This is a genomic window from Paenibacillus qinlingensis, from assembly GCF_031455095.1.
GTDB classification, from domain to species: domain Bacteria; phylum Bacillota; class Bacilli; order Paenibacillales; family NBRC-103111; genus Paenibacillus_E; species Paenibacillus_E qinlingensis_A.
In genome coordinates, this window is sequence record NZ_JAVDSB010000023.1 from 1 (window position 1) to 23257 (window position 23257).

General features: G+C 42.9%; 19 protein-coding genes. 2 read left to right on the forward strand and 17 right to left on the reverse strand.

Going from position 1 to position 23257, the window contains the following annotated elements; genetic code table 11:
• Positions 1 to 445: 445 nt before the first annotated feature.
• The 12 genes from J2736_RS31105 to J2736_RS31160 form a co-directional block, all read right to left on the reverse strand.
• Positions 446 to 961, reverse strand: coding sequence for a DinB family protein (locus J2736_RS31105; RefSeq protein WP_310502450.1), 516 nt, complete (start codon positions 959 to 961; stop codon positions 446 to 448).
• A 96-nt stretch (positions 962 to 1057) separates the two neighbouring features.
• Positions 1058 to 1333, reverse strand: coding sequence for a hypothetical protein (locus tag J2736_RS31110; protein WP_310502451.1), 276 nt, complete (start codon positions 1331 to 1333; stop codon positions 1058 to 1060).
• Between the two features lie 334 nt (positions 1334 to 1667).
• Positions 1668 to 2087: a hypothetical protein gene (locus J2736_RS31115; RefSeq protein WP_310502452.1), complete on the reverse strand. Its 420-nt coding sequence runs from the start codon at positions 2085 to 2087 to the stop codon at positions 1668 to 1670.
• A 131-nt stretch (positions 2088 to 2218) separates the two neighbouring features.
• On the reverse strand, positions 2219 to 2689 hold the full coding sequence (locus tag J2736_RS31120; RefSeq protein ID WP_310502453.1) for a GNAT family N-acetyltransferase: 471 nt from the start codon (positions 2687 to 2689) through the stop codon (positions 2219 to 2221).
• Between the two features lie 31 nt (positions 2690 to 2720).
• Entirely contained in the window at positions 2721 to 3254 is a 534-nt protein-coding gene (locus J2736_RS31125; protein WP_310502454.1) for a C1q-like domain-containing protein, read from the reverse strand.
• A 34-nt stretch (positions 3255 to 3288) separates the two neighbouring features.
• Complete coding sequence (locus J2736_RS31130; RefSeq protein ID WP_310502455.1) at positions 3289 to 3534, reverse strand: hypothetical protein; 246 nt, start codon at positions 3532 to 3534, stop codon at positions 3289 to 3291.
• Positions 3535 to 3772: 238 nt separating this feature from the next.
• Positions 3773 to 5536 carry a glycoside hydrolase family 2 protein gene (locus J2736_RS31135; RefSeq protein WP_310502456.1) on the reverse strand — a complete coding sequence of 588 codons (1764 nt, stop codon included), beginning with the start codon at positions 5534 to 5536 and terminating at the stop codon, positions 3773 to 3775.
• Positions 5537 to 5730: 194 nt separating this feature from the next.
• Positions 5731 to 7014 carry an ATP-binding protein gene (locus J2736_RS31140; RefSeq protein WP_310502457.1) on the reverse strand — a complete coding sequence of 428 codons (1284 nt, stop codon included), beginning with the start codon at positions 7012 to 7014 and terminating at the stop codon, positions 5731 to 5733.
• A gap of 555 nt (positions 7015 to 7569) precedes the next feature.
• Positions 7570 to 8250 carry an MIP/aquaporin family protein gene (locus J2736_RS31145; RefSeq protein WP_310502507.1) on the reverse strand — a complete coding sequence of 227 codons (681 nt, stop codon included), beginning with the start codon at positions 8248 to 8250 and terminating at the stop codon, positions 7570 to 7572.
• A gap of 120 nt (positions 8251 to 8370) precedes the next feature.
• Positions 8371 to 9498 (reverse strand): response regulator, encoded by a 1128-nt coding sequence (locus J2736_RS31150; protein WP_310502458.1) that lies wholly within the window; start codon positions 9496 to 9498, stop codon positions 8371 to 8373.
• Positions 9495 to 11306, reverse strand: a complete 1812-nt coding sequence (locus J2736_RS31155; protein WP_310502459.1) for a sensor histidine kinase — start codon at positions 11304 to 11306, stop codon at positions 9495 to 9497. The genes J2736_RS31150 and J2736_RS31155 overlap by 4 nt, the downstream gene beginning before the upstream one ends.
• A gap of 228 nt (positions 11307 to 11534) precedes the next feature.
• The gene (locus J2736_RS31160) at positions 11535 to 15416 is read right to left on the reverse strand and encodes a leucine-rich repeat protein (protein ID WP_310502460.1); all 3882 of its coding nucleotides are present in this window, start codon (positions 15414 to 15416) and stop codon (positions 11535 to 11537) included.
• Between the two features lie 353 nt (positions 15417 to 15769).
• Between J2736_RS31160 and J2736_RS31165 the strand changes: the two genes are divergently transcribed.
• On the forward strand, positions 15770 to 16540 hold the full coding sequence (locus tag J2736_RS31165; protein ID WP_310502461.1) for a class I SAM-dependent methyltransferase: 771 nt from the start codon (positions 15770 to 15772) through the stop codon (positions 16538 to 16540).
• Between the two features lie 388 nt (positions 16541 to 16928).
• Here the strand turns inward: J2736_RS31165 and J2736_RS31170 are convergent, their stop codons facing one another.
• Complete coding sequence (locus J2736_RS31170) at positions 16929 to 17918, reverse strand: oxidoreductase (protein ID WP_310502462.1); 990 nt, start codon at positions 17916 to 17918, stop codon at positions 16929 to 16931.
• A complete protein-coding gene (locus tag J2736_RS31175; protein ID WP_310502463.1) occupies positions 17911 to 18306 on the reverse strand; it encodes a MerR family transcriptional regulator in 396 nt (131 codons plus the stop codon). Before J2736_RS31175 ends, J2736_RS31170 begins: the two co-directional genes overlap by 8 nt.
• 246 nt (positions 18307 to 18552) lie before the next feature.
• On the opposite strand from J2736_RS31175, the gene J2736_RS31180 reads away from it, so the two are divergent.
• Entirely contained in the window at positions 18553 to 19944 is a 1392-nt protein-coding gene (locus tag J2736_RS31180; protein WP_310502464.1) for a phytase, read from the forward strand.
• A 102-nt stretch (positions 19945 to 20046) separates the two neighbouring features.
• Here the strand turns inward: J2736_RS31180 and J2736_RS31185 are convergent, their stop codons facing one another.
• The 3 genes from J2736_RS31185 to J2736_RS31195 form a co-directional block, all read right to left on the reverse strand.
• A complete protein-coding gene (locus tag J2736_RS31185) occupies positions 20047 to 20760 on the reverse strand; it encodes a DUF421 domain-containing protein (protein ID WP_397342041.1) in 714 nt (237 codons plus the stop codon).
• A 196-nt stretch (positions 20761 to 20956) separates the two neighbouring features.
• Positions 20957 to 21982: a DUF2332 domain-containing protein gene (locus J2736_RS31190; RefSeq protein WP_310502466.1), complete on the reverse strand. Its 1026-nt coding sequence runs from the start codon at positions 21980 to 21982 to the stop codon at positions 20957 to 20959.
• Between the two features lie 190 nt (positions 21983 to 22172).
• Positions 22173 to 22811, reverse strand: a complete 639-nt coding sequence (locus J2736_RS31195) for a copper amine oxidase N-terminal domain-containing protein (RefSeq protein WP_310502467.1) — start codon at positions 22809 to 22811, stop codon at positions 22173 to 22175.
• Positions 22812 to 23257 lie beyond the last annotated feature (446 nt).

A 23257-nucleotide genomic window follows, 5' to 3' on the forward strand; every position in this document is an offset into this window, starting at 1 on the left:
ATCCTCGGTTGTAAAGTTAAGATTACTGCTGTAGTCTCCTGCTTTTCGCACTGTTTAGTGCTTATGGCAGAACTTGTCGTACTTCGCCAGTTAGCGTTACGAATGACGGTATATGTCATCACAAATTTTTCTACATGAATATTGTTTACATGAAAACTTACTCTATTTGCAATAAAACGACAAGAAATATTACATATTTTCTCTATTTCAATGAAATTAAACTTCGAAAATATACCTTCGTATACTGCTTCAACAATGTAATCAACTAAGCTAATATTGGGAAGGTTTGTAGCAGCTCTAGGTTAGAAACTACGTTTCAGACATCCCCATCACTGAAATACTTCCAAGTGAGATTCCAAGGTTAAGTAATTCATATATTTCACACTTTTCTTCTAATAAGACATCTTTCCCAACTATACACACGTCGGCAACAAGCGAAATCAGGTTAACTTATTCCTGCCTTCGCCAGTTCCCCGTCCAGATTCGTCTTCTGACGCAAATGATGCCTGCTGTGCATGCCAACCATCTCAAACCAATCCCCCGCGTTGAGCCACCCGAACCAGCCATGGCGCACCTTGCAAGCCGGATTCGCTTCATCTACGCAACCTGCCCAGTAGGCCAACTTCTCAAGCACCTGTTCCAAGCCGGCTATGATTTCATCCTTACTCTCGGGGTTGCTTGTCTCGTTGGCCGGTTGCTCAAGTTTCACACGGATATTGGGCCACTCCTTTTCCGCAAGCGCCTTCGTTCCGACCTCCGTTTTACCTTCGGGTTCTTCATGCGTTCCCTTTGTGCATGTTTCTATATACCCAATGTACTCTTTCGCCACCTCGATCACATGGATATACATTTGCCCGACCGACCACACGTTTTCTTTGCTTTTAAAACGCAATTGTTCTATCGAATATCTGTCTAGATTCCGAATGTATTGCTCGATAATTGCCGAAGAATCGTTTAACACCCAGATCCTCTCCCCGCTAATCCCAATTTTTTAACAATGGCAGCCTCATTTTTAACTAACGTTTCCCATTTATCGTAATCATTCATCACTGTGAGTTTAGGGAGCTGTCCCATTAGAAGTTACTCTCCAACCCAGTGTACTTTTCTTTACATATATAAAAGAAGAATTAATTCCTTCTACTTCGTATAAGTCGCCATATCTTGAATCATTTTTAATTTTTCCTTCATGAATTGAATTGCTGAATGCCTTTATTGGATGGAGAGTAAAAAATAAATCTTTACGAACTGCTAATTCTGCGGTTGCTGATGGAAAAAATAGTATATAAATAATGAGCAAAACTGAAAAAATGACCCAAAGATATTTCTTCCTCATATGCTGCACACCTCCTATCTTTTAGGGTAGATGTAATGTTCTACACTTAGGGTTATTTTCCTTCTCATTCCATTATGCTCGCGTTAGATAGATCGGTTCCATCACCCTAAAAAACTAGTCGCATATGCTGGTTTAGTTGAGTGAATGAGTCTCGCCTACTCTCCATCGTGAAACATCTGAGATTTAAGCGCAATTATTTTTAAATTTCCTCAAAAACCGAAGAAATCCTTTTTTCGATTTCCAGTCAGTTAGCGCAGAAGATTAATTTCTGGAACTTTGTGTCTTCGAGAAACAAAAAAAAGAAGACGCATTTAGCGCCTCTTCAATTGGTTTTTTATAAACTTGGGATGCAATTAAACTGAACTTGACGTACATCCTTCTTGTAATTCACAAGATAATATAGAGCTGATACCGTATCGTTTTTTAAAGTTAACTCAACATACTCGCTATTACTTCTAAGAATTCCAACGGTTATCTCAAAATACTTTTGACCATGTATAGCATCGACTGGCAGCTCTTTTGCTCGCTTTCTCAATGCGGTTACTCGTTCATTAATAGAGACAATACGGATGCATTTATACTGCGTGTGTTGTTCGTGATAAATACTTTGCAGTGATGAATACACAACTGGATGCAATTGCTGTAAGAAAGCTTCCTCAAGAAATTCTTCTCGCGGCTCAGCATACACGGTAGATGCCCCAAGAATAACTAGCGCACTAGTCAAGAAAATTATATTAATTTTAAACGAACTCACTCAAATCACCTCAGAGATAGATTCTCCAGCAATCTGAATAAGTATGTAAAAAACAGGGAATATCTGGGCAAATGATTAGCTAGTCGCTACGAAATATTACATTTCGAATCTGTCATGATTTTAGGAAAGTCTTATAAAAAAGCCATGTACAGTCCTTTACCTGGGATTAACTTAAATCCGAGATTACTATATAACTTTCGAGCTGGACTATTCTCATCATCTGTCTCAAGCTGTAATCGGGACGCTTTGTTCTCAATAGCTATGCCTATGGCGTATTGTACTAGTTTACTACCTACACCTTTATTCCTATGATGCGGCGATGAATATAAAGCATCTACTCGGAGCACAGGATACCCTTTCGATATAGAAAAACTCCATGACAGAACAATAAACCCTACATACTCTTGCTCGAACTTAGCCACATAACAATGCGACTTATTATTTCGTAAAAACCGGTATAAAATATCCTCGCATTCTCTTAATTGGGTAGTTGTTGTTTCTGATTCGGTTACACCATTTGATGAAGAATTCATATATCCAGCTAACAACCTTTTAACAGAAGGAACAAGAGACTCATTCAAAGGTACAATCTCTACACTCATTCACTAACGCCCTCCAATTGGTTGCCTCGGTTTAGGAAGGGAATCTAGCTGCTTCAAAATGCGTTCCAGTAGGATTTCCTAATATTCGACCTTCACCTTGAGGATTAATTGCAAACACTTGTACAATATCACCAGCTTGTAATTGCAGAATGCCATTAAGTAACATCGTTTCTACTAAAGATGGTGCACCATTAGGTTCATATCTGATCGAGATTTGAGTATTACCATTAACTCTAATATCAGCAGTATAGTTAGTTCCACTTTTTGGATTGAGACTTAAAGTTACCGTTACAGCGTATATACCCGAATATGTTGGTGTAAAAGTTGATGTAGCTGTATTGTATTCATTATTTAAATCAAATATTTCAAGTGTAAATAATACTTTTGTTGTAGCCGAAAAAGATGGTAATTGCTGATTTACATTAGCCGAAGCTCTAAATGCTGATATTGGCATTGTTGGTCCTGTTGGTCCTGTAACTCCTGTTGCACCAGTTAATCCCGTCGATCCTGTCGGACCTGTCGCTCCTGTAACTCCTACTCCTGTTGCACCAGTAGATCCTGCCAATCCCGTTGTTCCTGTACTACCAGTTGCTCCTGTACTACCAGTCTCCCGTTGCCCCTGTTACACCATGCGCCCTAGTAGATCCTGTCGCCCCTGTATCGCCATCAGCTCCAGTTGCACCTGTTGCTCCAGTTGCACCTGTTGCTCCAAGTGCACCTGTTGGACCAGTTGCACCTGTTGGACCAGTTGCACCGATTGCGCCTGTTGCTCCTTTTGCTCCAGTTGTTCCTGTCGCTCCAGTTGCACCTGTTGCACCAGTAGGCCCTGTTACTCCATTACTCATAGTTTGCACCTCCTAGTTAATCATGCATCAGCTCAACCTTTTTATAGCATCTCTTCATTATATGATTGCGAAATTTTAATGCATGGACGAAACTAGTAGACATAATAACCGAATACTTTAAGTCTAGTGCTATATTTTCAAAGTACAGGTGAGTTAAAGAAAAGCACGATTAAAAACCCACCTTGTATTATAAGGTGGGCTGCACTTATTCCAATTATCGGTCAACCATACAAATCTTCTATTGTAAGTTGATTTTTTTAATTTTCTCCATCTCGATCTTGGGTTCACGTTGAATTGTTAACAGGCCATTCACTTCTTGCTGCACGTCGGTTAACTGGGTATAGCAGAACCCGCTAACGTATGTTAAGTTTTTAATAGCTTGCGTGATGCTTTCATACCGCGCCAAAAATTCTTCTTCATTCTTCACTTGATTGCCATAACCCCAACCCTCTTCGCTCTTGAACGCAATACCGCCATACTCACTGATGATGACCGGCTGCCCCTTGTAGCTGTATCCATTAGCAAAAGGATATCGATGTTTGTCATGAGCAACTTCATTGCTAAGTAGTGCTTCTGGGTCCTTGTAACGAGCTTCGAGTACGGATCCTAGTTCCTCGTAATCATGCAACGTTATAATATCCGAAACCGTGTGCTCCCAACCGTCATTTACAACGACAGGCCGCGTTTGATCAAATGCTTTTGTCAAATGATAGATCGATTCGGTGAACTGCTGCTGTTTCCGGTCCGTAGAGATGCTTGAAATGCCCCATGATTCATTGAACGGCACCCATGTGACAATGCTCGGATGATTATAATACTGACGCACAACTTCGGTCCATTCCTTCGTGAATCGTTGTAAGGCATCATCTCCAAACTCATACGTGGATGCGAATTCCGACCATACCAAAAGCCCTTTGCGATCCGCCCAGTACAAGAACCTCGGATCTTCCAGTTTCTGATGCTTACGTACACCGTTAAATCCAAGGGCTAATGTTTTCTCGATATCTTCAATAAGAGCTTCCTCGTTTGGCGGTGTCAGATGAGTATCTTCCCAATACCCTTGATCTAGTAGCAGACGTTGATAATACGGATGGTTATTGAGGAGGATACGATTTCCCTTTATCTGAATGCGGCGCATACCGAAATAGGTGTAAACAGTGTCGACGGGCTTGCCGTCCTTCTTCAGAACCACTTCCACATCGTACAAATTCGGATGATTGGGATGCCAAGCATGTACCTTCCATTCGCCGACATCGTTCATAACGCTTAAATCCACTTTCACGAACTTCCTATCTACGTTCATTTCGGTTGAGCGAATCAGCTTGCCATCGTATCTTACAATTGTCAGCAGCGTCAATCCTTGGAATGAGCGAACGGTACTTCCCAGTTCGTATTCGAACGAAACGGATGCTTCCTCCAACTTCGGCGTAATCTTCGCACTGCTTACATAGCAAGTGTCGACGTATTCTAGCCATACAGACTGCCAGATACCCGTCGTCTGTACATACCAGCATCCATAGTTCATATCGATCCAGCGCTGCTTACCTCGCGGCTGCATCGTGCTGTTGCCATCCTCAACTCGGACAGTAATGCGGTTATTACCACCTTGTTCAACTGCATCCGTAATATCAAAAGAGAACGCTGAGTACCCTCCCTCATGCGAGCCGATATATGCGCCATTCACCCAAAGTTTAGTTATATAGTCGACAGCTTGAAAATGAAGCATGACACGTTTACCATTTGTTTCTGCCGGTATAGGCACGATTCGTTCGTACCAAACGCATGGATGGAAGCTCTCCTCGCCTATTCCGCTTGCCTTCGTCTCGTACGTAAATGGAACTTGAATTGTCCGATCGGCATAGAGATTGCTGTACCAATTGTTCCGTTCTCCTTCGAACGAATCATCGAAGCGGAAGCTCCACTCCCCATTTAACAATTGCCATTCGTCACGTATCCATTGCGGTCGCGGGTAATTTTTAACATACTTATGCGTGCTCGTCATGTTTGGCCAACTCTCCATTAGATTAACTTTTAAGTTAACTATTTAACATTAAAAAATAATTACTAATGGTCATATTATGCGAAATAACCTGTATAATGTCAATAATAAAGTTTTTTAGTTAACTAAAAAGTTAACCAATGAGTCATGTAATTGAGAAATAAAAACCTTGAATGGCACAAAGCCAATCAAGGTTTTTATAAATTGCTTTCGTGATAAACTGGCAAAATAAATCTAAATATCGACCCGATCCCGACGATACTTTGAAAGTCCAACCTGCCACCGTGGTCCTGTGCAATTTTTTGACAAATGGATAAACCAAGACCAGTACCATTGTCTTTTGTCGTATAAAAGGGTTGGAGTATCTTCGCTTGTTCTGCCAATGATATGCCTTGTCCAGTATCCTCAATTTCAACAACAGCATAGTTGTCTTCACGTTTTGAACGAATATAAATAGTCCCCGGTTCATTCATTGCTTCTAAGCCATTCCTTACAAGGTTTAGTAATACTTGAACCATTTTATCTCGATCAATATATACACATAAGGAGTCTGCAGCAGTCTCTAGAACTATTTTATGTCCGCGGGAAACTGCATCTGATTCAGTTAAGAATAACAATCTATCTAAACAACTAGTTACAAGTTCAGGTTTCATATTACTAATATTTGGTTTCGAGAACTGTAAGAATTCTGATGTTAGTTCATTCATCCGCGTAATTTCACTCATAATTATTTCAAACCAAGGTCCAATATCATATCCGTTTTGGGTCGATAATTGCATAAACCCCTTAATTGTTGTAAGCGGATTGCGTATTTCATGCGCCATTCCTGCCGCCAATTCCCCCACTGCTCTCATTTTCTCAGAACGGAATAAGCTCTCTTCACGTTTCAACCATACATTCCGTTTGTTTTGAAACAATTTTTCTTCTGCTATAGTGATTAGTTCTTCTTTCAAAGCTGACTCTTGTGGAAATTGCGTACTACTATGTGTAACCTGATATCCTAATACATCAGAACTCAGTAATTCATCGATTTCATGAATAATGTTTTCTTTTGCTGGAATTGTAATTGCAAACCGATCACCTGCATAACGGGAAATCATATAAGCATCTGAGAATACTCGTCTCAAAAGTAGTGAGATATTTACTAATACCTCGTTTCCGTTACTGATGCTTTGATTATTTACGGACTTAAAGTCTTGGAAATCAATTAATATCAAAACAAAGTTACAGGGTTTGTTTATCAAATCTTGAAGGGCATTGATATAACCTTTATAATTCAAAAGCTCTGTGAGAGGGTCATGTGTTTCTAAAAAAGCATTTTTCTCCTTCAATCTTATTTTTTCCAATTCTAAGTTGAGGAAATAATGATAGAGTAGCACGATTAAAGCTGCACCAATAAAATCATACACGGCAACCAATAAATTGTAAGTATTTATTGGTTGATAAGCTAAACGGATTGTAGAGTAAAGTGAAATATACATAAATGAGATAGGTAACTTTTGATTGTACGTCTGTTTCTTTTGAGAAGAAAGTAGAATTAAGATGTAGTAAAAAATTAAACACCAATTCAAGTGACTATACCAATGAAAAATAAGAAGAAACACAATCTGTAATCTATGTAATCTCGGGTATTTATTATGTACTGCTACACTAAACGCAAAGAGCGAACCGAATATGATTACCATCCAAATGTTTGTTACTTTTCCCAATAGCACGGAAGAGAGTATTGTGAAAAAACATATAAGGGGAACAAAAAACTTTAAGAGCATCTTAGAGTACCTCCATTTACTAAACCATTTCGACTTCGGGAGAGCTCACTTACTAAATACCGATCCGCTATTACTTAAAATTATTCGTGATATTTCATTCGTTACCTGCTCTTTCTGCTAATTAAAATTACCTTCACATTTGAAGAATAGAAGTAATGCCAAAACGATGTCCATGACCTTAAAGCTCAGTCGTTAATAACAAAAAAAGACCCACAGCAAAGAGCTGCAGGTCTATGTTTATAATTAAAAGGCGGCGGTTTTCACTAGTTAGGCTTTGCGAACGTTCAGCAGCCGATAAACGGCAACCGCAAGCAGTGCCCCAAGGAACGGAGCCGTGACGAAAACCCACAGCTCATTCCACGCTTCTCCCCCTAGCAGAATCGCCGGTCCGAAGCTTCTAGCTGGATTGACCGAAGTTCCTGTCAAGCCAATGCCGAGAATATGTACGAACGCGAGCGTCAATCCGATGACTAGCCCAGCGACTCTGCTGTTGCCGGGCTCCGAGGTCACGCCGAGAATCGCGTAGACGAAAACGAACGTCAAGACAATCTCCACCACAAAAGCCATCAGCGCCGTAATGCCGATGCCGTAGCCATCGCTGAAACCGTTCTGCCCAAGGTTTGTCACCGCCTTGCCCGTCGAGTCGATGATCGCGTACAGGAGCGCCGAACCGGCGACAGCACCAGCGACCTGGGCGACGACGTAGCCGAAGAAATCTTTGGCAGAAAGCTTCCGGGTGACGAGCATGACGAGTGATACGGCAGGATTAACATGGCAGCCAGAAATAGGGCCTATCGTGTAGACGAGTGCTACGATCGACAGACCAAAAGCCATTGCGATGCCCAAATACCCCAGCTCGCCTCCAGCAGTAGCTGCGCTTCCGCAGCCGAACAGAACAAGTACGAACGTGCCGATGAATTCAGCCACATACTTTTGAAATGATTTCAGATTCTACCCCTCCCAAGATCAGTTTGCTGTCATTATATGCGAGAGATCTGGACAAGATTCTAACTATTAGCGTGAAAACAACCGCTAGACTGCTCCACTAACTGGGCGAGATTTCGGCTTTTAAAGTTGTTTGGAATATAGAACGGTCAATTCTTCAGAAGGGCGAATACCTAGCTCCTGATGAAGCAGCCGAACATAATCCGTATACAGTACGGTCAATCCTTTTTTGTCCCCAGTCATCTCGCGTATCAACATCAAATGGTGGATGACCGACTCATCTAGCGGATTATTCTCGTTTAACTTAAGCAATAACTTAGAAGCGGAACCTGTATCTCCCGATGAAATAAGTACGTTGACGAGGCGTTTGACGAATGACGTGTACATTTGACTATAACGTTCCGTTTCGTGAATAGCCCATACATATGCTTTATCGCCGAACAGATCACCCGTAAAAAGCCGCTCAACCCTTAAGGCCAGTTCCACTTGACTGGCATTGATCGATTGCAGTTCTTTCGCTTGCGATTCGAACTCGACATAATCAATAGTAGCGTCCTTCAACTCAAGTACATAGCCATCGTTCTCTGAACGTATGGTTTCGCGCAAACCAAGCGGTTCTAGTGACTTGCGCAGTTGGTACACGGTTGTATTCAAATAGCTCACCGCTCCTGACTGATCTATACCGCCAAAAATATCAGTAATCAATTTGGAACGTGTAATACGTCTACCTCGGTAAAGCAGGAGATAGGCAAAGAGTTCCGCACATTTTCGGGAGATCCACTTCACTCGGCCCATTTCATTGCTTACAAGAACATCTCCAAGCAGTGTAATAGCAAGCCTTCCTCTATACTCCGCAGGTGGTGTCTGGGTTGCTGGCCTATGGAAAGCCTGCCAGTTCTGAAGCGCACGATGTACGGTTCGCTGCAGCCTTTCTTGGGAAACTGGTTTGACCAGATAGTCGATCACCGAAAGGTCATAAGCTTCTAAGGCGAAATCCTTGTGAGAGGTGACGAATACAATTTGAACCGGAGATCCAGTGTTTCCTAATCTGGAAGCGAATTCCAGCCCATTCTCACCTTTCATGGAGATATCAACGAATGCAAGGCCAATATCTGTGTTCTCTTGTAAAAAGATATCAGCAGATTTCGTATCCTTGAAGGCACCAACAACATGAACCTCTGGCAGCTTATGCAACATTTTGCTCAAAATTAAATGCATTGTCGCGTCATCGTCTACCAAAATAACTTTCAAGCTTTATCGCCTTCCTTCCAATAAGAGTCAATTACATCCTTCCCGTCTTTTGAACTGTGCAAAGTAAAGTAAAACGTCGTTCCTACTCCCGGCACGCTATCAAACGACAGAGTTCCTCCATGAATTGCAATAAATTCACGAGTCAACATAAGTCCAAATCTGGCATGCCCTGCAATTTGTTCAGTATCCGGCACTTTAGTAAATGTATCGTCACGGCGCAGCATGTTCACCGTCTCTTCGTCCATTCCTTCTCCATTATCGCGTATAGTCACAACAATCCTATCCTTATCCTGATCAGCTCCTATTTCAATCCATCCACCAATTCCCGTAAACTTTATCGCATTCGATAGCAAGTTCCGCAGAATGAGATCTAGCATCTCTTTATCTGCGCAAACAGTCAACTTCTCATCAATTTGCTCTCTCAGCACAATTTGCTTCATTTCTGCCTTCGACTCTGCTAGTAACAGGGCTTGACGAACGACTTGCTGCAAATTCCAGCCTAGCGGCCGAAACACGACATTGCCTTGCTGGTTGCGATACCAGTCTAGCAAATTCTCGACAAGATAAAATGTGTTCTGTACTTGTCCTTGGAGTACTCCGAATAATTCGGCATGCTCATTGTTATCCGCAGCAAGTTCTTCACCAAGCAGTTCGGTTATACTGACTAAATGCGCGATCGGATCACGAACGTCGTGTGCCACAATAGTAAACATCTTGTCCTTAAACGAATTTAATTCCAAAAGCTGCTTCGCACTCTCACGCAGCCTTGCCTCGTTTTCTTTCAACTCCGTGATATCATTAAACAGGATCATTTTTCCAATGTGCGTGCCTGAATCAGAGATGAACGATACACTACATTGATAATATTTATTTTTATTGCCATCAGCTTCGGATCTATAGAACGAGAACCGTTCGTTTCCCTGATGAGAGTCAAGAATGGGTTGAATCAATTCAGGATTCGCGGAGAGAACCTCCCCGACATAGGCAGGGTAATGTTTCGTCAATGTGAGTTCCGGTAAGACGCCTTCGGCTGCTTTGTTGTAACTGACAATTTGATCCTCGTAATCGAGCAGGATAACACCATCCCGGATGGTGTCGAACACTTGAGTCAACGCAAGTGGTGTAAATCGGAGCAGATTGAATCGCAGAATTCCCCAGACATAGACGATCCCAGACACTGCGAACCCGAAAGGCGTCAAATCGACATCCATGCCAAACCACAAGGTTATATTGAACAAAAAGGGCACTGCAGCTCCCATGGTCAGCACAATAATTTGCTTGCGAACGACTTTTGAAGACCGCCAATACATCGGGATAAATAGAAAAAATCCACACAATATTACAAAGTAATTATATAGCGTGTGTGCTTGATACCAAGGTCCTTTAACTGTTTTATACAACGGAAATGAAGTAGACTCATTGAAGATATATTGCTCATAAAAAAGGTGATGCCACTCATTGGTCAAATGGGAAATAAAGACCGCTACAGGGATAATGAATAGTGCCAGCGCAAGGCGTTTTCTGTAAAGCGAAGCCGTTCCAGAGAATTGGATGACTTGGATGAGCCACAGCGTTGTGACGAATGGAATTCCCACATATTCGATTTGAAGCGAAAATTTAACTTCATATAAATTGCGGCTTAATAACTCGAAAGCATAACCACTTGCGTACCAAGCAGCTCCAATCATAATCAGAATCATCGTTCTAGCGACTGGTAAATGCCGTTGCTGATAGGACAAAAACGCAACGTATAGCATGACTCCCGCTGCCAGAAAAAGCAGTAAGGACAACCATTGAATTATGTTCACTGAAGCGTCTCTCCTCATTATGTAAATGCCATGCGGGTCAGTCCTAAGTAACCCCCTTTTCAATATACATGCTTATTCATCGAGTATCTACCCTCCTTCCTTGTTATCCAAGTAAATAAGCAGCAACATTTCGTTAATTACTAAAATAAAAAAGCCGCATCACATGCGACTTTTCCATTATTAATGAATGCGTAAATCAATAAGATTTGAACTGATTTCTCATTGCTTTTAATCAATAAAATGCACGAATTGCAGGAACCTTTTTAGTATAACTGCTGCTTGCGCCCTCGTAGCATACTCCTTCGGGGCAAAACGTCCGTCATCCATACCATTCAATATTCCGTCTTCCAATGCTCGGACTACGGCCTCTTGCGCCCATGAAGAAATGGCTTCTCGATCCGTGAAAGCGTCTAGGCGTCTTCCCTCTTGCCCTTGCTCTTCACTACCAGTTCCATGACTGGTCAAGGTTAAGGCGCTGGCGATCATAACGGCCATTTGTTCGCGGGTAATCCGGTCATTGGGAGCAAAAAGGCTGGTACCCATGCCGCTAACCAGGTTGCTAGCCACTGCCGTATTTACTGCAGAGGCATACCAAGCAGATGCAGGGACATCCGTAAAACGGGCACCGCCCCCGCTCTCTTTTACGGATAGAGCTAGCCCGCGAACGAGCATAGCTGAGAATTCCGCCCGTGATATAGTTCCCTCTGGCGCGAAACGATCGGCCGCCACGCCGTTCACCAGCAACTTGGACGCCAAATGTTCCACAGTCGCTTTCGCCCAGTGATTGTTCAAGTCGGTGAACGTTCGTGCTTTCACATCTACAACCGTGTACAAGCTGTTATGTGGCACGTTCAAAATCGCTTCGTTGGTGCCATCTGGACTGGTTCCCTGCTGCGCCGGAACAAAAACGACGGTACCATTTGCCGGAATATACTGAACGGCAACCAGGTTACGGTTCATGTTCTCTCCGCTTAACTTAATAGTCCGAATCGAGTACGTTCCGCCATAGTCATGCACCTCCAACGTTTGCCCGTTTGCTTCCGCTGTCACCTTGTAGTCAAAGACATCGGAGACAACAGCAAAACCTTGTGAGACGCCAAGGCGATTAATCTCTTGTCGAACATTCTCTCCGACCTGCACCTGTATGATTCCTAAGGTCAATTCGGAGACTTCCGTGTCGAGACGCTCCGCCAAGCCGATCAGATTGATTGCGTTTAACCGCAACTGATAGCTGGAATTGTTCAGCCTCACCTCGATGATTGCATTCGGATAAACTTGAGCCATTTCTGCGATCCAGTCAGCCGGAAACTGTGTTTGTACCGCCTGCTCCCGATTGCCAATATTAATGCTGACAAAAGGTTCCTTCACATCTTTCAGAAGTTCCAGTACCCTCTCCCTCGTCCGTTCGGGGAGGATGACCTGCTCGACCACCATGCCGTCCGAAAGCGTGATCTTTGTGATGTCGGAAGGATCGACAATCGCAGTAATTCCTCCGTCCATATTTATCTTCACAGTCGTCCCCAATGTGATGGGTCTATCGCCATTATACGAAAAAGACGGGATTGAGATCCCAGTAACTGTGATGGTTTTCACTGTTTCATTTCCTGCTGCATCTACGGCATATACGGTATAGTCGCCGTTAGCACTAATCGCGAATTGAGATGACGCCAAAATATCGGTTCCTTTCGTTCCGCCAGAAAAATCAGCCTCGCTTAGGCTTCCAGACAGCCAACGGAGCTCCTTCAGCGCATTTCCCGCAGCTACGCCGTACACACTTGTGGTCACGCTTATCATTTTACGTGAAGATCCGTCCGATGCAGCCGTCAGGGTAACATCGGGCGGTATTGCCACGATACGTATTCCACTCAGATCCGGCGCTGCGTAAGTCAGCGAAGCTGCGAGTCCGCTGGAGGTGCGAATGATGCTTGCACCGTTCGGGAGGTCCAATGAAGCGGCAACTTTAATTCCGTCAACATCCGCGAGCCCTGCTGGAAGTTGGTATTCGAAATTAAGTTTTCTCAATGCTTTACTGCGCTCTCCTGTATATGGGGCATATACCGTTTGAGTGACGGAATCATCTCCAATCAAGATTGGAACCGCAGGTGTTCCCATCACGGTTACTTCGTATCCGTAAAATACGGTAAAGTGAATCGTGTCGCTTGATCCATACAAATCATTGGCCGATGCGGTTAGCACCACCCCTATCCAAGAGGCTTCAAATACCGCTATAGCGTCGTTCAAACTGACAATGGCTTCATTTAATCTAGTCTGAGATTGATTCTTCGCATCGTCGACAATAGTCTGCGCTGTATCAATTGCGGTCTGAAGGGCTGCGCGGTCTACTGCCGAAGTCTGCCCTACATCCGTACCTTCTGGATGATCCGTCAATGCTTGCTGCGCCGCTGTGATTGCTGCCCCCAGCGCTGTCGAATTTCCCGCTTGTATGACTGCGGCATTAAATACTTGTACCGCTGCGTTTAACTGGTTTACAGCCGTATTCAATTGATCCTGCGTGTAATTACCCGCGTTATCGAAAATTTGCTGCGCCGCATTGGATGCTGTCTGCAGTGCGGTGCGTGTTCCTGCCGAAGTCTGCCCTACATCAGTACCTTCTGGATGATCCGTCAGCGCTTGCTGCGCCACAGTGATCGCCGCTCCCAGCGCCGACGAATTGCCAGCTTGTATGACTGCGGCATTAAACACTTGTACCGCTGTGTTTAATTGGTTTACAGCCGTATCCAATTGATCCTGCGTGTAATTGCCCGCATTATCGAAAATTTGCTGCGCCGCATTGGATGTTGTCTGCAGTGCGGTGCGCGTTCCCGCTGACGCCTGTCCCACGTTTGTCCCTTGCGGATGATCTGTCAGCGCTTGCTGCGCTGTTGTTATCGCCGCTCCCAGCGCCGTCGGACTGCCAGCTGAAATAATTACATTTTCGAATGTATCTAACGCTGATTGTAAATTTGTAACAGCCACATCTAATTCGACTTGAAGATACTGAGTAGCCTGATTAAAAATTTGCTGGGCTACAGTGATCGCGTTTTGCAAATCGCTACGGTTTACCTCCGACGCCTGTCCCACGTTCGTCCCTTGCGGGTGATCAATTAACGCCTGCTGCGCCGACGTAATCGCCACCCCCAACGCCGTGGGATTACCAGCTTGGATAATTTGTGAACGGAATGCCGCGTTGGAAGTGGTCAGAGGAATTGCGGCATTAGCCAGGTCGGAAGCGTTGCTGGCATTCCCGATTCCGTCGATAAAAACCATAGCTGCATCATAAGCTGCAGACAAGTCGTTATAAGTATTGGCCGGTACTTGTCCTACGCCGGTGCCTGCCAGATGACTTTTCAACAACGATTTGGCTTCAGCAACCGCTTGAAACAAAACAGTTCCGTCCACAAACGAATGTCCGTTACTCGATGCATAAGCATATACGGGTGAATTCGCAATTCCGAATATTTTCAGATTGACCGGATTTCCTGTAAACACGCCTGACCCAAAAGTTGTTGCATCGCCTAACACAGTTATGCTTGTTAAGTTGTTATTATAAAATGAGCTACTGTCGACTTTCGTTACACCTGCTGGAATGACTAGTTTCGCAATGTGATTAGTGTCGAAAGCTCCACCGTTAATCGTCTTCAGATTTTCCGGCAATTTAATCGATGTCAACTTGTTCATATAAAAAGAATAATTGCCGATCATCGTCACACTGTCTGGAAAAACAACGCTTGTTAGCGGATTGTTTTCGAATGCGCTGGAGCCGATCGTCAACAAGCCGTCAGGAAGGTCTATGGAAGTGAGGCTAGTATAACGAAATCCATATGTTTGAATTACCTTTACGCTGCTCGGAATTATGACGCTCGTAATTTTAGGTTTCCCCGTACCGTTCGTATCAAATGCTGATCTTCCGATCTCGGTTACCGTCGTACCGGCATACGCTTCGGGAATAACCACGTTCAAATCCGTGCCCTTGTAGTCCGTAACTGTCGCGCCATTGGAACCAACTGTAAAAGTAAAATCGGTCTCAACTGCATACACAGGTCGAATTTGCGAGAATGAAGTCCAAAACACAAATAAAACAATAATTAGGGATAAGACTAATTTTTTCATGGTTTTCTCCTTTAATATGGATACGGAAACGTATCTGTGGTATCTGCAACTAGACGTTCACTATAAATCATAATAAAGAAGTCTAATGAAAGAATAATGAAAGAATCTTAAGTCGTGTAGTATCAAACCTTGTGGATTTTGGATAACGAGCGAGGGGGAATCGGAGTCTTGATGGCTGAAGTTGCAAATTGAGAAAAGGCTGCCGATTTACTCGGCAGCCTCGTCCTGGTTAGTCAATACTGCTCAATTAAACAGGTCCCTCCAGCTTTACAAGGATAATTAAGCATGTTACATTTATATTGCATTCATTGAAACTGTGTTTCACAGTATGAAATTAATGAAGGAGTGATGAAATGGATATTAAGGAACAAGTGAAAGCGCAATTCGGTGCCAACGCTTCTAATTATGTTGTTAGCACACGTCATTCATCCGGCCAGGATTTAAACACATTGATCGAATGGGCTCAATCGGAGAATGCTGTTCAAGCGCTCGATATTGCAACCGGAGGCGGACATTGTGCCTTGGCGCTGGCCTCCCACGTCAGTGAAGTGACCACATTGGATATTGCGACCGAGATGCTTCAACAAGCGGAAACTTTTCTTGCCGGCAAGGGCTGTACAAATATGAAGTACGTTGTTGGGGATGCGGAAAATCTTCCCTTTGTCCAAGAACAATTCGATATCGTCGCCTGCCGAATCGCTGCTCATCACTTCCCTAACCCCAACCGGTTCGTAGAAGAAGCCTGGCGTGTATTAAAGCACGGCGGCAGCTTCATTTTAATGGACAACGTCGCTCCAGAATCAGATCGGATTGACACTCTTTATAATCATATTGAACAACGACGAGACCCGAGCCACTTCCGCGCATGGAAGAAAACAGAATGGATTCGTCGCATTGAGTTAAATGGATTTCAGGTTGAACAGCTGTTGCAGACAGGTAAGCCTTTCGAATTCACTGACTGGTGTGCTCGAATGAATGTCTCCGACCAGATCCAGCAAGAGTTGGAGAATGATATTCTAAACTGGCCAGAAGCAGATCGACAGCAGCTCAAGGTCCACAGCGAGAATGGTAAATTGCTCAATTTCGAAGGCAGCTACATGATGATGAAGGCCCGTAAGTTTTAACTTGGGATAAGCTTGATGCAAGTTCTTGTTCTGCAATTATGACAAGAACTTGCATCCATAGGATAAAGACTCTGCACTACTTACCGCCATTACGGAATTATTTCAAAGTTATGGACATCAACTCAAACCTGAAATCGAGGTTGGAAGTTTGAATGCTAGGCTTCCTATCCCGTCGAATACCCTCTATACAAGTAATTAATATATTTCGCAATAGCCATAGACCAAATGAATGGAGTAATAGGCTATTTTGAACGTATTGGCATATAAAATAATATTGAATACAAAAATCGTACACCTAGGTTGAACGATTTTTGTGTTTGGTTGTTATTCATATTGAGTACGAGGATATTAATAAATGGCAAATTTATTTGTTGTTCTGAATGATTTCTTATTCAGGAAATTTTATACCGGTCAAGCTTTCACTAAGTTGCCAAAGTTGCTCGGCATATTCAGGATTAACTGCCCAAGGTTTTACCCCTGGTCCTGAAGGATTATCGGAAGGCACTGCCTGTGCAATATCAACATTCTCGCAATAGACTCCACCCTTGCCTTCCAGCTGCTTGTTTACAGCACACCAGATGATTGTAGCTGCACCTTCTGGAATAGTTTTCAGCTCATCGTTATACGCACTAAAACTCCGTTGCCCGTGTTCGTCAAGGGCCCCCATTGTACGCATTTCATCATCCGATAAATTACGCGACAAATCAGTTACAATAGATCCAGGGTGTACAGAAAAAGCACGAACGCCATGGTTTTTACCGCGTTTATCTAACTCAACTGCAAATAAGGCATTTGCTGTTTTTGATTGGCCATACGCCATCCATTTGTCGTATTCACGTTTCTCAAAATTAGGATCGCTAAAGTCAATACCGCTAATCATATGGCCGCGTGAAGAGACAGACACGACTCTAGCTCCCTCTGCTTTGACTAAAGCTGGCCAAAGTCTAGCTGTTAATTGGAAATGTCCCAAATGGTTTATTGCAAACTGCGATTCATACCCACGTTTATCGCGTGAAAGTGGTGATGCCATAATTCCAGCACTATCAACAAGAATATGCAAATGGCGATTAGAATGAAGGAACCTCTCAGCAAAAGCATCTATGGAAGTAGGATCTAATAGATCCAATGATTCTAATTCAACCCGAGGGATACCTGCAACTGAAGCAAGTGCCTTCTCAGGTGTACGCGCGGGAACAATGACAGTTGCCCCTGCTTCCGCAAGTATACGTGTTGTCTCTAAACCTAGACCGGAGTAACCCCCGGTTACAATGGCTACTTTTCCACTTAAGTCTTCTCCTTGTAATGCCTCTATCGCCATCGTTCTAGGACCGAATCCTGAATGAATAGGTGTCTGCATCGTTATGTCGCTATTACTCATTTGTATTTTCCTCCGTTATCATAGATGTCTGAATGATCTGTTGGTAGTTCTCCAGCTTGTAATTCATTCGTTCAAGCGACTCGGTCATTTCTGCGAGCTTGGTTTCAATGTAATGCTTGTGCTCTTTAAGCACGTTGTAACATTGGTCATATTGCCCTTCGTTATAGAAACGAACGTATTGTTCAATGTCTTTTAATGGCATTTGTGTTCGTTTGAGATGAGTGACAAACATAATACGTTCAAGGTCAGAACGGGAATAAATGCGGTGACCATTCTCCTTGCGACTGATAGGCGGTAACACGCCAATTTTCTCATAATAACGGATTACATCTATGCTCAGCCCTGTATGAGAAGCAATATCCGAGATTAGGTAGCTCGTGTCTTCCATGGATGACCTCCTTCATATCACGTCTCCTTTAGGAGCGTGTCCCCAGTCTACAACCTGATCCATAGTTCAGGTCAAGCTTCTAACAGCTTTTTAAAATGCCCTTTTTATCCAATCTCTATCGTCATGCTTGGATTCATATATTACATATCTTTTACATTACATGTACTATGATTTAACACTAGTTAGTTATGATGTAACAGTTAGCGAGAATATAACAAATAAAGAAATATAGGGAGACTATCCAAAATGAAAAAAACACAGTTGTTGATTGCTACTACAATGTTCGCGGGGATGCTCTTGCCCACTCTGCACCTTAATGCTGCTAGCTCGGATTATGTACCATTGCGTGAACAACTTGAGAAGATTGGATCGAAGATCAGTTGGGATACGAAAGATCGTACGGTAACATTCAAGCTGAAGAACGGCATTGCAGGGATTGTAACTATCGATGATGCGAAGTACCGCTTAGCTGGCAAAGAAGCCAAACTTTCTACTCCAGTGAAGTTGGTCGACGAAAAAACGGTTATTCCTGCATCATTGCTGCAAAGTATTCTTGCAGAAAATGCTAAATACCAAGATTCAAAAGATGTCATTCCGACTTTCTCCGTGAAAGCACAGGGAGAGACAGAAGCGGTTGACTCTGGGGAAGATGCCGCCGACGATCCATCCATTTGGGTAGATCCGAAGGATCCAACGAAGAGTAAGTTGGTCGCTACGAATAAAGCAGGCGGCTTGCTTGTATATAACTTGGACGGCAAGCAATTGCAGTCTTACAAAATTGGTAAAATGAATAATATTGACCTGCGATATGACTTCCCGTTAGGTGACAAAAAAGTTGATATCGTTGCTGCGTCCAACCGCACTACGAATACGATTGACGTATTTGTGATCTCGGGGGAAACAGGTGAATTGACGGATATCGTTGCCCAACCCATTAAGTCCAGCATGAGTGAAGTTTACGGATTCAGCTTGTACCACAGCTTGAAAACAGGGAAATTTTACGCACTTGTTCTTGGGAAAAAAGGCGAATTCGAACAATATGAGCTCTCAGATAATGGCAATGGTAAAATTGCAGGGAAGCTCGTTCGTGAGCTTCACCTCGCAACGCAATCAGAAGGTCTTGTAGCTGATGATGAATACGGAACGATGTATATTGCAGAAGAAGACTATGCGATTTGGAAATATAGCGCTGAGCCTGATGGTTCCAAAGAACCGCTATCGACTGTAGATATTGCAGATGGACGCCGTCTACAAGATGATATCGAGGGTCTGACACTGTATTATGGCAAAGATGGGTCGGGCTATCTCATCGCTTCAAGTCAGGGTAGTAACAGCTATGCTATTTATAATCGTGAAGGCAATAATCCTTTCATGACGACTTTCAACATTGCAGATGATGATAAAATCGATGGAACCAGTGAGACAGATGGTATCGATGTCATGAGCTTTGGTCTTGGAGCAAAGTATCCTAATGGTATCTTCGTTTCTCAGGATGATGCTAACATGGATAACGGCAAGAAGATCAACCAGAACTTCAAGATTGTTGGTTGGGAGCAGATCGCGAGCGGGGCTTCACCGAAGCTGGACATTCAGAACAACATGAATCCCCGTCAGTTAATTAATCGAAATACGAAATAAGGTTTGTTATAAAAATCCTACCTATTGTAGACCTCCATACACCGCGGAAGTGGTTTGGAGGTCTTTCTACATCCATTCACATCTCTTAATTAAATAAATGAATTAGTGTCGCATAGGTGGAGGATTTAGAATAGTTTTATCTGAAATGTAAATGATGCCATTATCGTCAACGGAAGCATAGAAAATATCGTCTTGGCACACCCCTCTTGCTTGCAATTGCGACTTCAGCCATAATGCGTCTTTTTTAATATAAGCAAGCGTTTCGTTGTATAAGGTCCCTTCTACGATTAAAGGATAGGACAAATCGATTTGCCGCTTGACTACCCCCAAATCTTCGAGAGTTGGTGCAGATTTCGGGCCTTTCTTGTACACAGTCAATTTACCGTTTGCCTCTAGTATGGCAAGATCGACATCCGGGAGATGAAATACATCCTTCTCTCGCAACATCTGAAGAATATTATCGATTGAGTAACGTACTTTCTTGAGGTTATTGACCAACAAGTTCCCCTGATGAATCACGATTGTTGGTTCGAACGAGATTAGTTTTCCGAATATTCTTGAATTAATCGCTAATATAGAGACAATCCGTTGCAGCAGACCGATTAAGACGATGGCTATTGCAATATGGACGTGGCTAATGTCGGGTTCGGCTATATCAGCCCCGACGACGGATCCCAAGGAGAGGATAACCAGAAAATCAAATACAGGCAGTTCTCCAAGAGACCGTTTACCCATAAATAATCCGACAATCAACATAAGAGGGAAAATCGTCACAATCCTTCCTGCGATCAGGAAGAAATCTTTTATGGTTTCCAACCACATGACGTACACGACCTCCCTTCTTGAACGAATTAATTTGTCAGACGATTGAACAATGGATTTATATTCAATATATCCAAATCGTATTTTTTTACTCTATACGGATTCGACTACCATCTTGCAGAGGCTCACTGCTCTCCATGATAATGGAGGATTGTTCTTAAACTCATGTACCCCGATCGTTCAATGAGAATCACAACTTCCACGTAAACCATCGACCATGTCCGTCTGTTTCTGCAAGTTTCTCTTTGTATTCAATTCCATTTATATAAGAATCAAGATGAAGGTCTGAGTCCCACATATTGTTATAGAGATGAAACACGTCCCTCTTTTTACCCAAGGCTTGAATTTGCTCAATCAATTTTCTCTTATCAGCAACAGGAATCTGGTTGGCTACATGGGTATGAAAAATACATATGGATGAATGTAGAGACACGGTTGGAATAATCTCCTGGAGCATGGCCACCCCATCCCCTTCAATTAGTTCGATAGGTTCGTTTTTCAGGCAATGTGCAGCTGTTTCAAAATACAAATTACGCTCCTTATGCTCAGGCCAAATTAATGCTTTTAGCCAAAGGTAATCTTCTGAATCGTTTAGGTTATTTACGTGTAAATCCAAACCGATTCTTCGAATGACAGGTGGACTATGCTCTAACAAAAATGGGAATTTATCTCCTTTAATCTCTGCACTAATTTCTAAAGTCGACTGCAAAGATCCGTACTTATGATTAGATTTATAGGAGTAGGCATACTTATCCCACATGAGTTGTAATCCAGCACCCGTTCCTATTTCTAAAAGGGTTAATGGCTTCTTTGACATTTCATAAATATGACAAAAGCTAGGGTACAAATAGGCACAACGTCTAACTTCGTTAGTTTGGACAAGTTTATTTGCTACAAGTTGAATGATCTCTTTTTCATTCTGCTTACAAAAATCCTTGAAACTATCTATTGCTCCTGTAGATACCTTTGGATTGTCTACTACACTAGCGTAATATGAGGCCAGCTCATGTTCTACACCACTTAATAGCAAATAATGAACTGCCCCAAGTAAGAGGTTAGGTACTGGTTGACCTGGTTTGGAGTGCGCAGCTAGTTGAAGCAATTCCAGGTCATTTGCGATGTTCCCAGCAAGATGTTCATAAAGGCGGCTTGAGTTCTTACATTCCCTTTCTGCAAAAATCCTAAAACGATCCGATAGTAATTTGATATCCAACATGACCACCACCTTTTCCAGATAGTGGTATATTATCATGAATATTCGATAAACATGGCTTTAATATTTTTATTATATTGATAGCGTTCCTTTATCACTTCACTTTCTAGCTAAGGCAAAAATGGACTGTCTCTTTTGGAGACAGCCCATTTTCAGTGCATGATTACATCTATTTTTGTAAGTCAGTATTTGATTACTTCATCGGTTGTATCGGATTGCTCTTCAAGATATCTTCTACTTCTTGATAGCCATCAGGATACGCAAAGTTATAGCGTGCTGGAAGTGCGAACACGTATTTATCATTGCGCGTCAGTTCGCTTGGGCCGATAGGCGCTGCGCCAATGTGGACTTTATCCTGCTGAAGCTGGTTCCATTGGTCGACCGTAAAGACGAAGATAGGGATATCCTGTCTAGGCTGTTCAGCCGTCCATTGGGGGTGGCGGATGCTGAGGCTAGCGCCGCTGATCTTTTCACCTTGCGTATCAGAAAGCCCCTCCCATTTGTCCGTTACGATCGTGTACCCTTTCCAACTGTCCGGCAGCGTGAAACGGAAGCCATATTGGGTATTCTCATAAACGGTTTGACTTAATTGACCCGTTTGTCCTACAATTCTAATCTCCCGTTTGTCCCCATCCCACTTTACGTCAGCTCCAAGTGACTCAGAAACAACCCTCAAAGGAACATAGCTTGATCCATCTACAATCTGCAAATCCGCATTGATTATTTTCCCGTTAATATATAATTTAATATCCGTTGCCGCATAAGCCCCAACAGCAACAGATGCTGCGATAACACCAGAAAGTCCAAGCGCAATTAACAATTTCTTCTTCATTTAAATTCCTCCTGATTTTGTTTTGCCATCATTTCTCTAATGCTTACGCTAGTTTCTATCTCCTCGTTGAAAGTAGTTTTCACTTACAATACTTCAAACGTACAATTGGTTGAATTTGTTGCACAATATTTTCACATTGTATGCGTGTATTGTTTCGGTGTCATCATTCAGTGGTTTCCTAAACCTATCATACCTATCATTCCTTTCTTCCTAGCACGAAAAATTATAACAAGATTAAACCGTCGGTAAATCTGTGAAAAGTCATGAAATGCATAAGAAAAAGGCACGACATTTGGCCGAGAACATGAATATTTTCATTCCCTATGCCAAAAGTCATTGCCTTTAAGTCAACTAAAAAAGCCCGCGATTTACGCGGACCTTCATTCAGACAATTGTTTTAATGTGATATCTTCTTCCTCTACCTGCTTTCACCATCCGAATATAAG

What these genes read in the sequence shown, in the direction of transcription:
- J2736_RS31120 (WP_310502453.1), bottom strand. Translation starts at nt 2,689, where the DNA reads ATGAGTGTAGAGATTGTACCTTTGAATGAGTCTCTTGTTCCTTCTGTT.
- J2736_RS31170 (WP_310502462.1), bottom strand. Translation starts at nt 17,918, where the DNA reads ATGAGTAATAGCGACATAACGATGCAGACACCTATTCATTCAGGATTC.
- J2736_RS31190 (WP_310502466.1), bottom strand. Translation starts at nt 21,982, where the DNA reads ATGTTGGATATCAAATTACTATCGGATCGTTTTAGGATTTTTGCAGAA.
- J2736_RS31130 (WP_310502455.1), bottom strand. Translation starts at nt 3,534, where the DNA reads ATGAGTAATGGAGTAACAGGGCCTACTGGTGCAACAGGTGCAACTGGA.
- J2736_RS31160 (WP_310502460.1), bottom strand. Translation starts at nt 15,416, where the DNA reads ATGAAAAAATTAGTCTTATCCCTAATTATTGTTTTATTTGTGTTTTGG.
- J2736_RS31180 (WP_310502464.1), top strand. Translation starts at nt 18,553, where the DNA reads ATGAAAAAAACACAGTTGTTGATTGCTACTACAATGTTCGCGGGGATG.
- J2736_RS31175 (WP_310502463.1), bottom strand. Translation starts at nt 18,306, where the DNA reads ATGGAAGACACGAGCTACCTAATCTCGGATATTGCTTCTCATACAGGG.
- J2736_RS31195 (WP_310502467.1), bottom strand. Translation starts at nt 22,811, where the DNA reads ATGAAGAAGAAATTGTTAATTGCGCTTGGACTTTCTGGTGTTATCGCA.
- J2736_RS31165 (WP_310502461.1), top strand. Translation starts at nt 15,770, where the DNA reads ATGGATATTAAGGAACAAGTGAAAGCGCAATTCGGTGCCAACGCTTCT.
- J2736_RS31135 (WP_310502456.1), bottom strand. Translation starts at nt 5,536, where the DNA reads ATGACGAGCACGCATAAGTATGTTAAAAATTACCCGCGACCGCAATGG.
- J2736_RS31140 (WP_310502457.1), bottom strand. Translation starts at nt 7,014, where the DNA reads ATGTATATTTCACTTTACTCTACAATCCGTTTAGCTTATCAACCAATA.
- J2736_RS31110 (WP_310502451.1), bottom strand. Translation starts at nt 1,333, where the DNA reads ATGAGGAAGAAATATCTTTGGGTCATTTTTTCAGTTTTGCTCATTATT.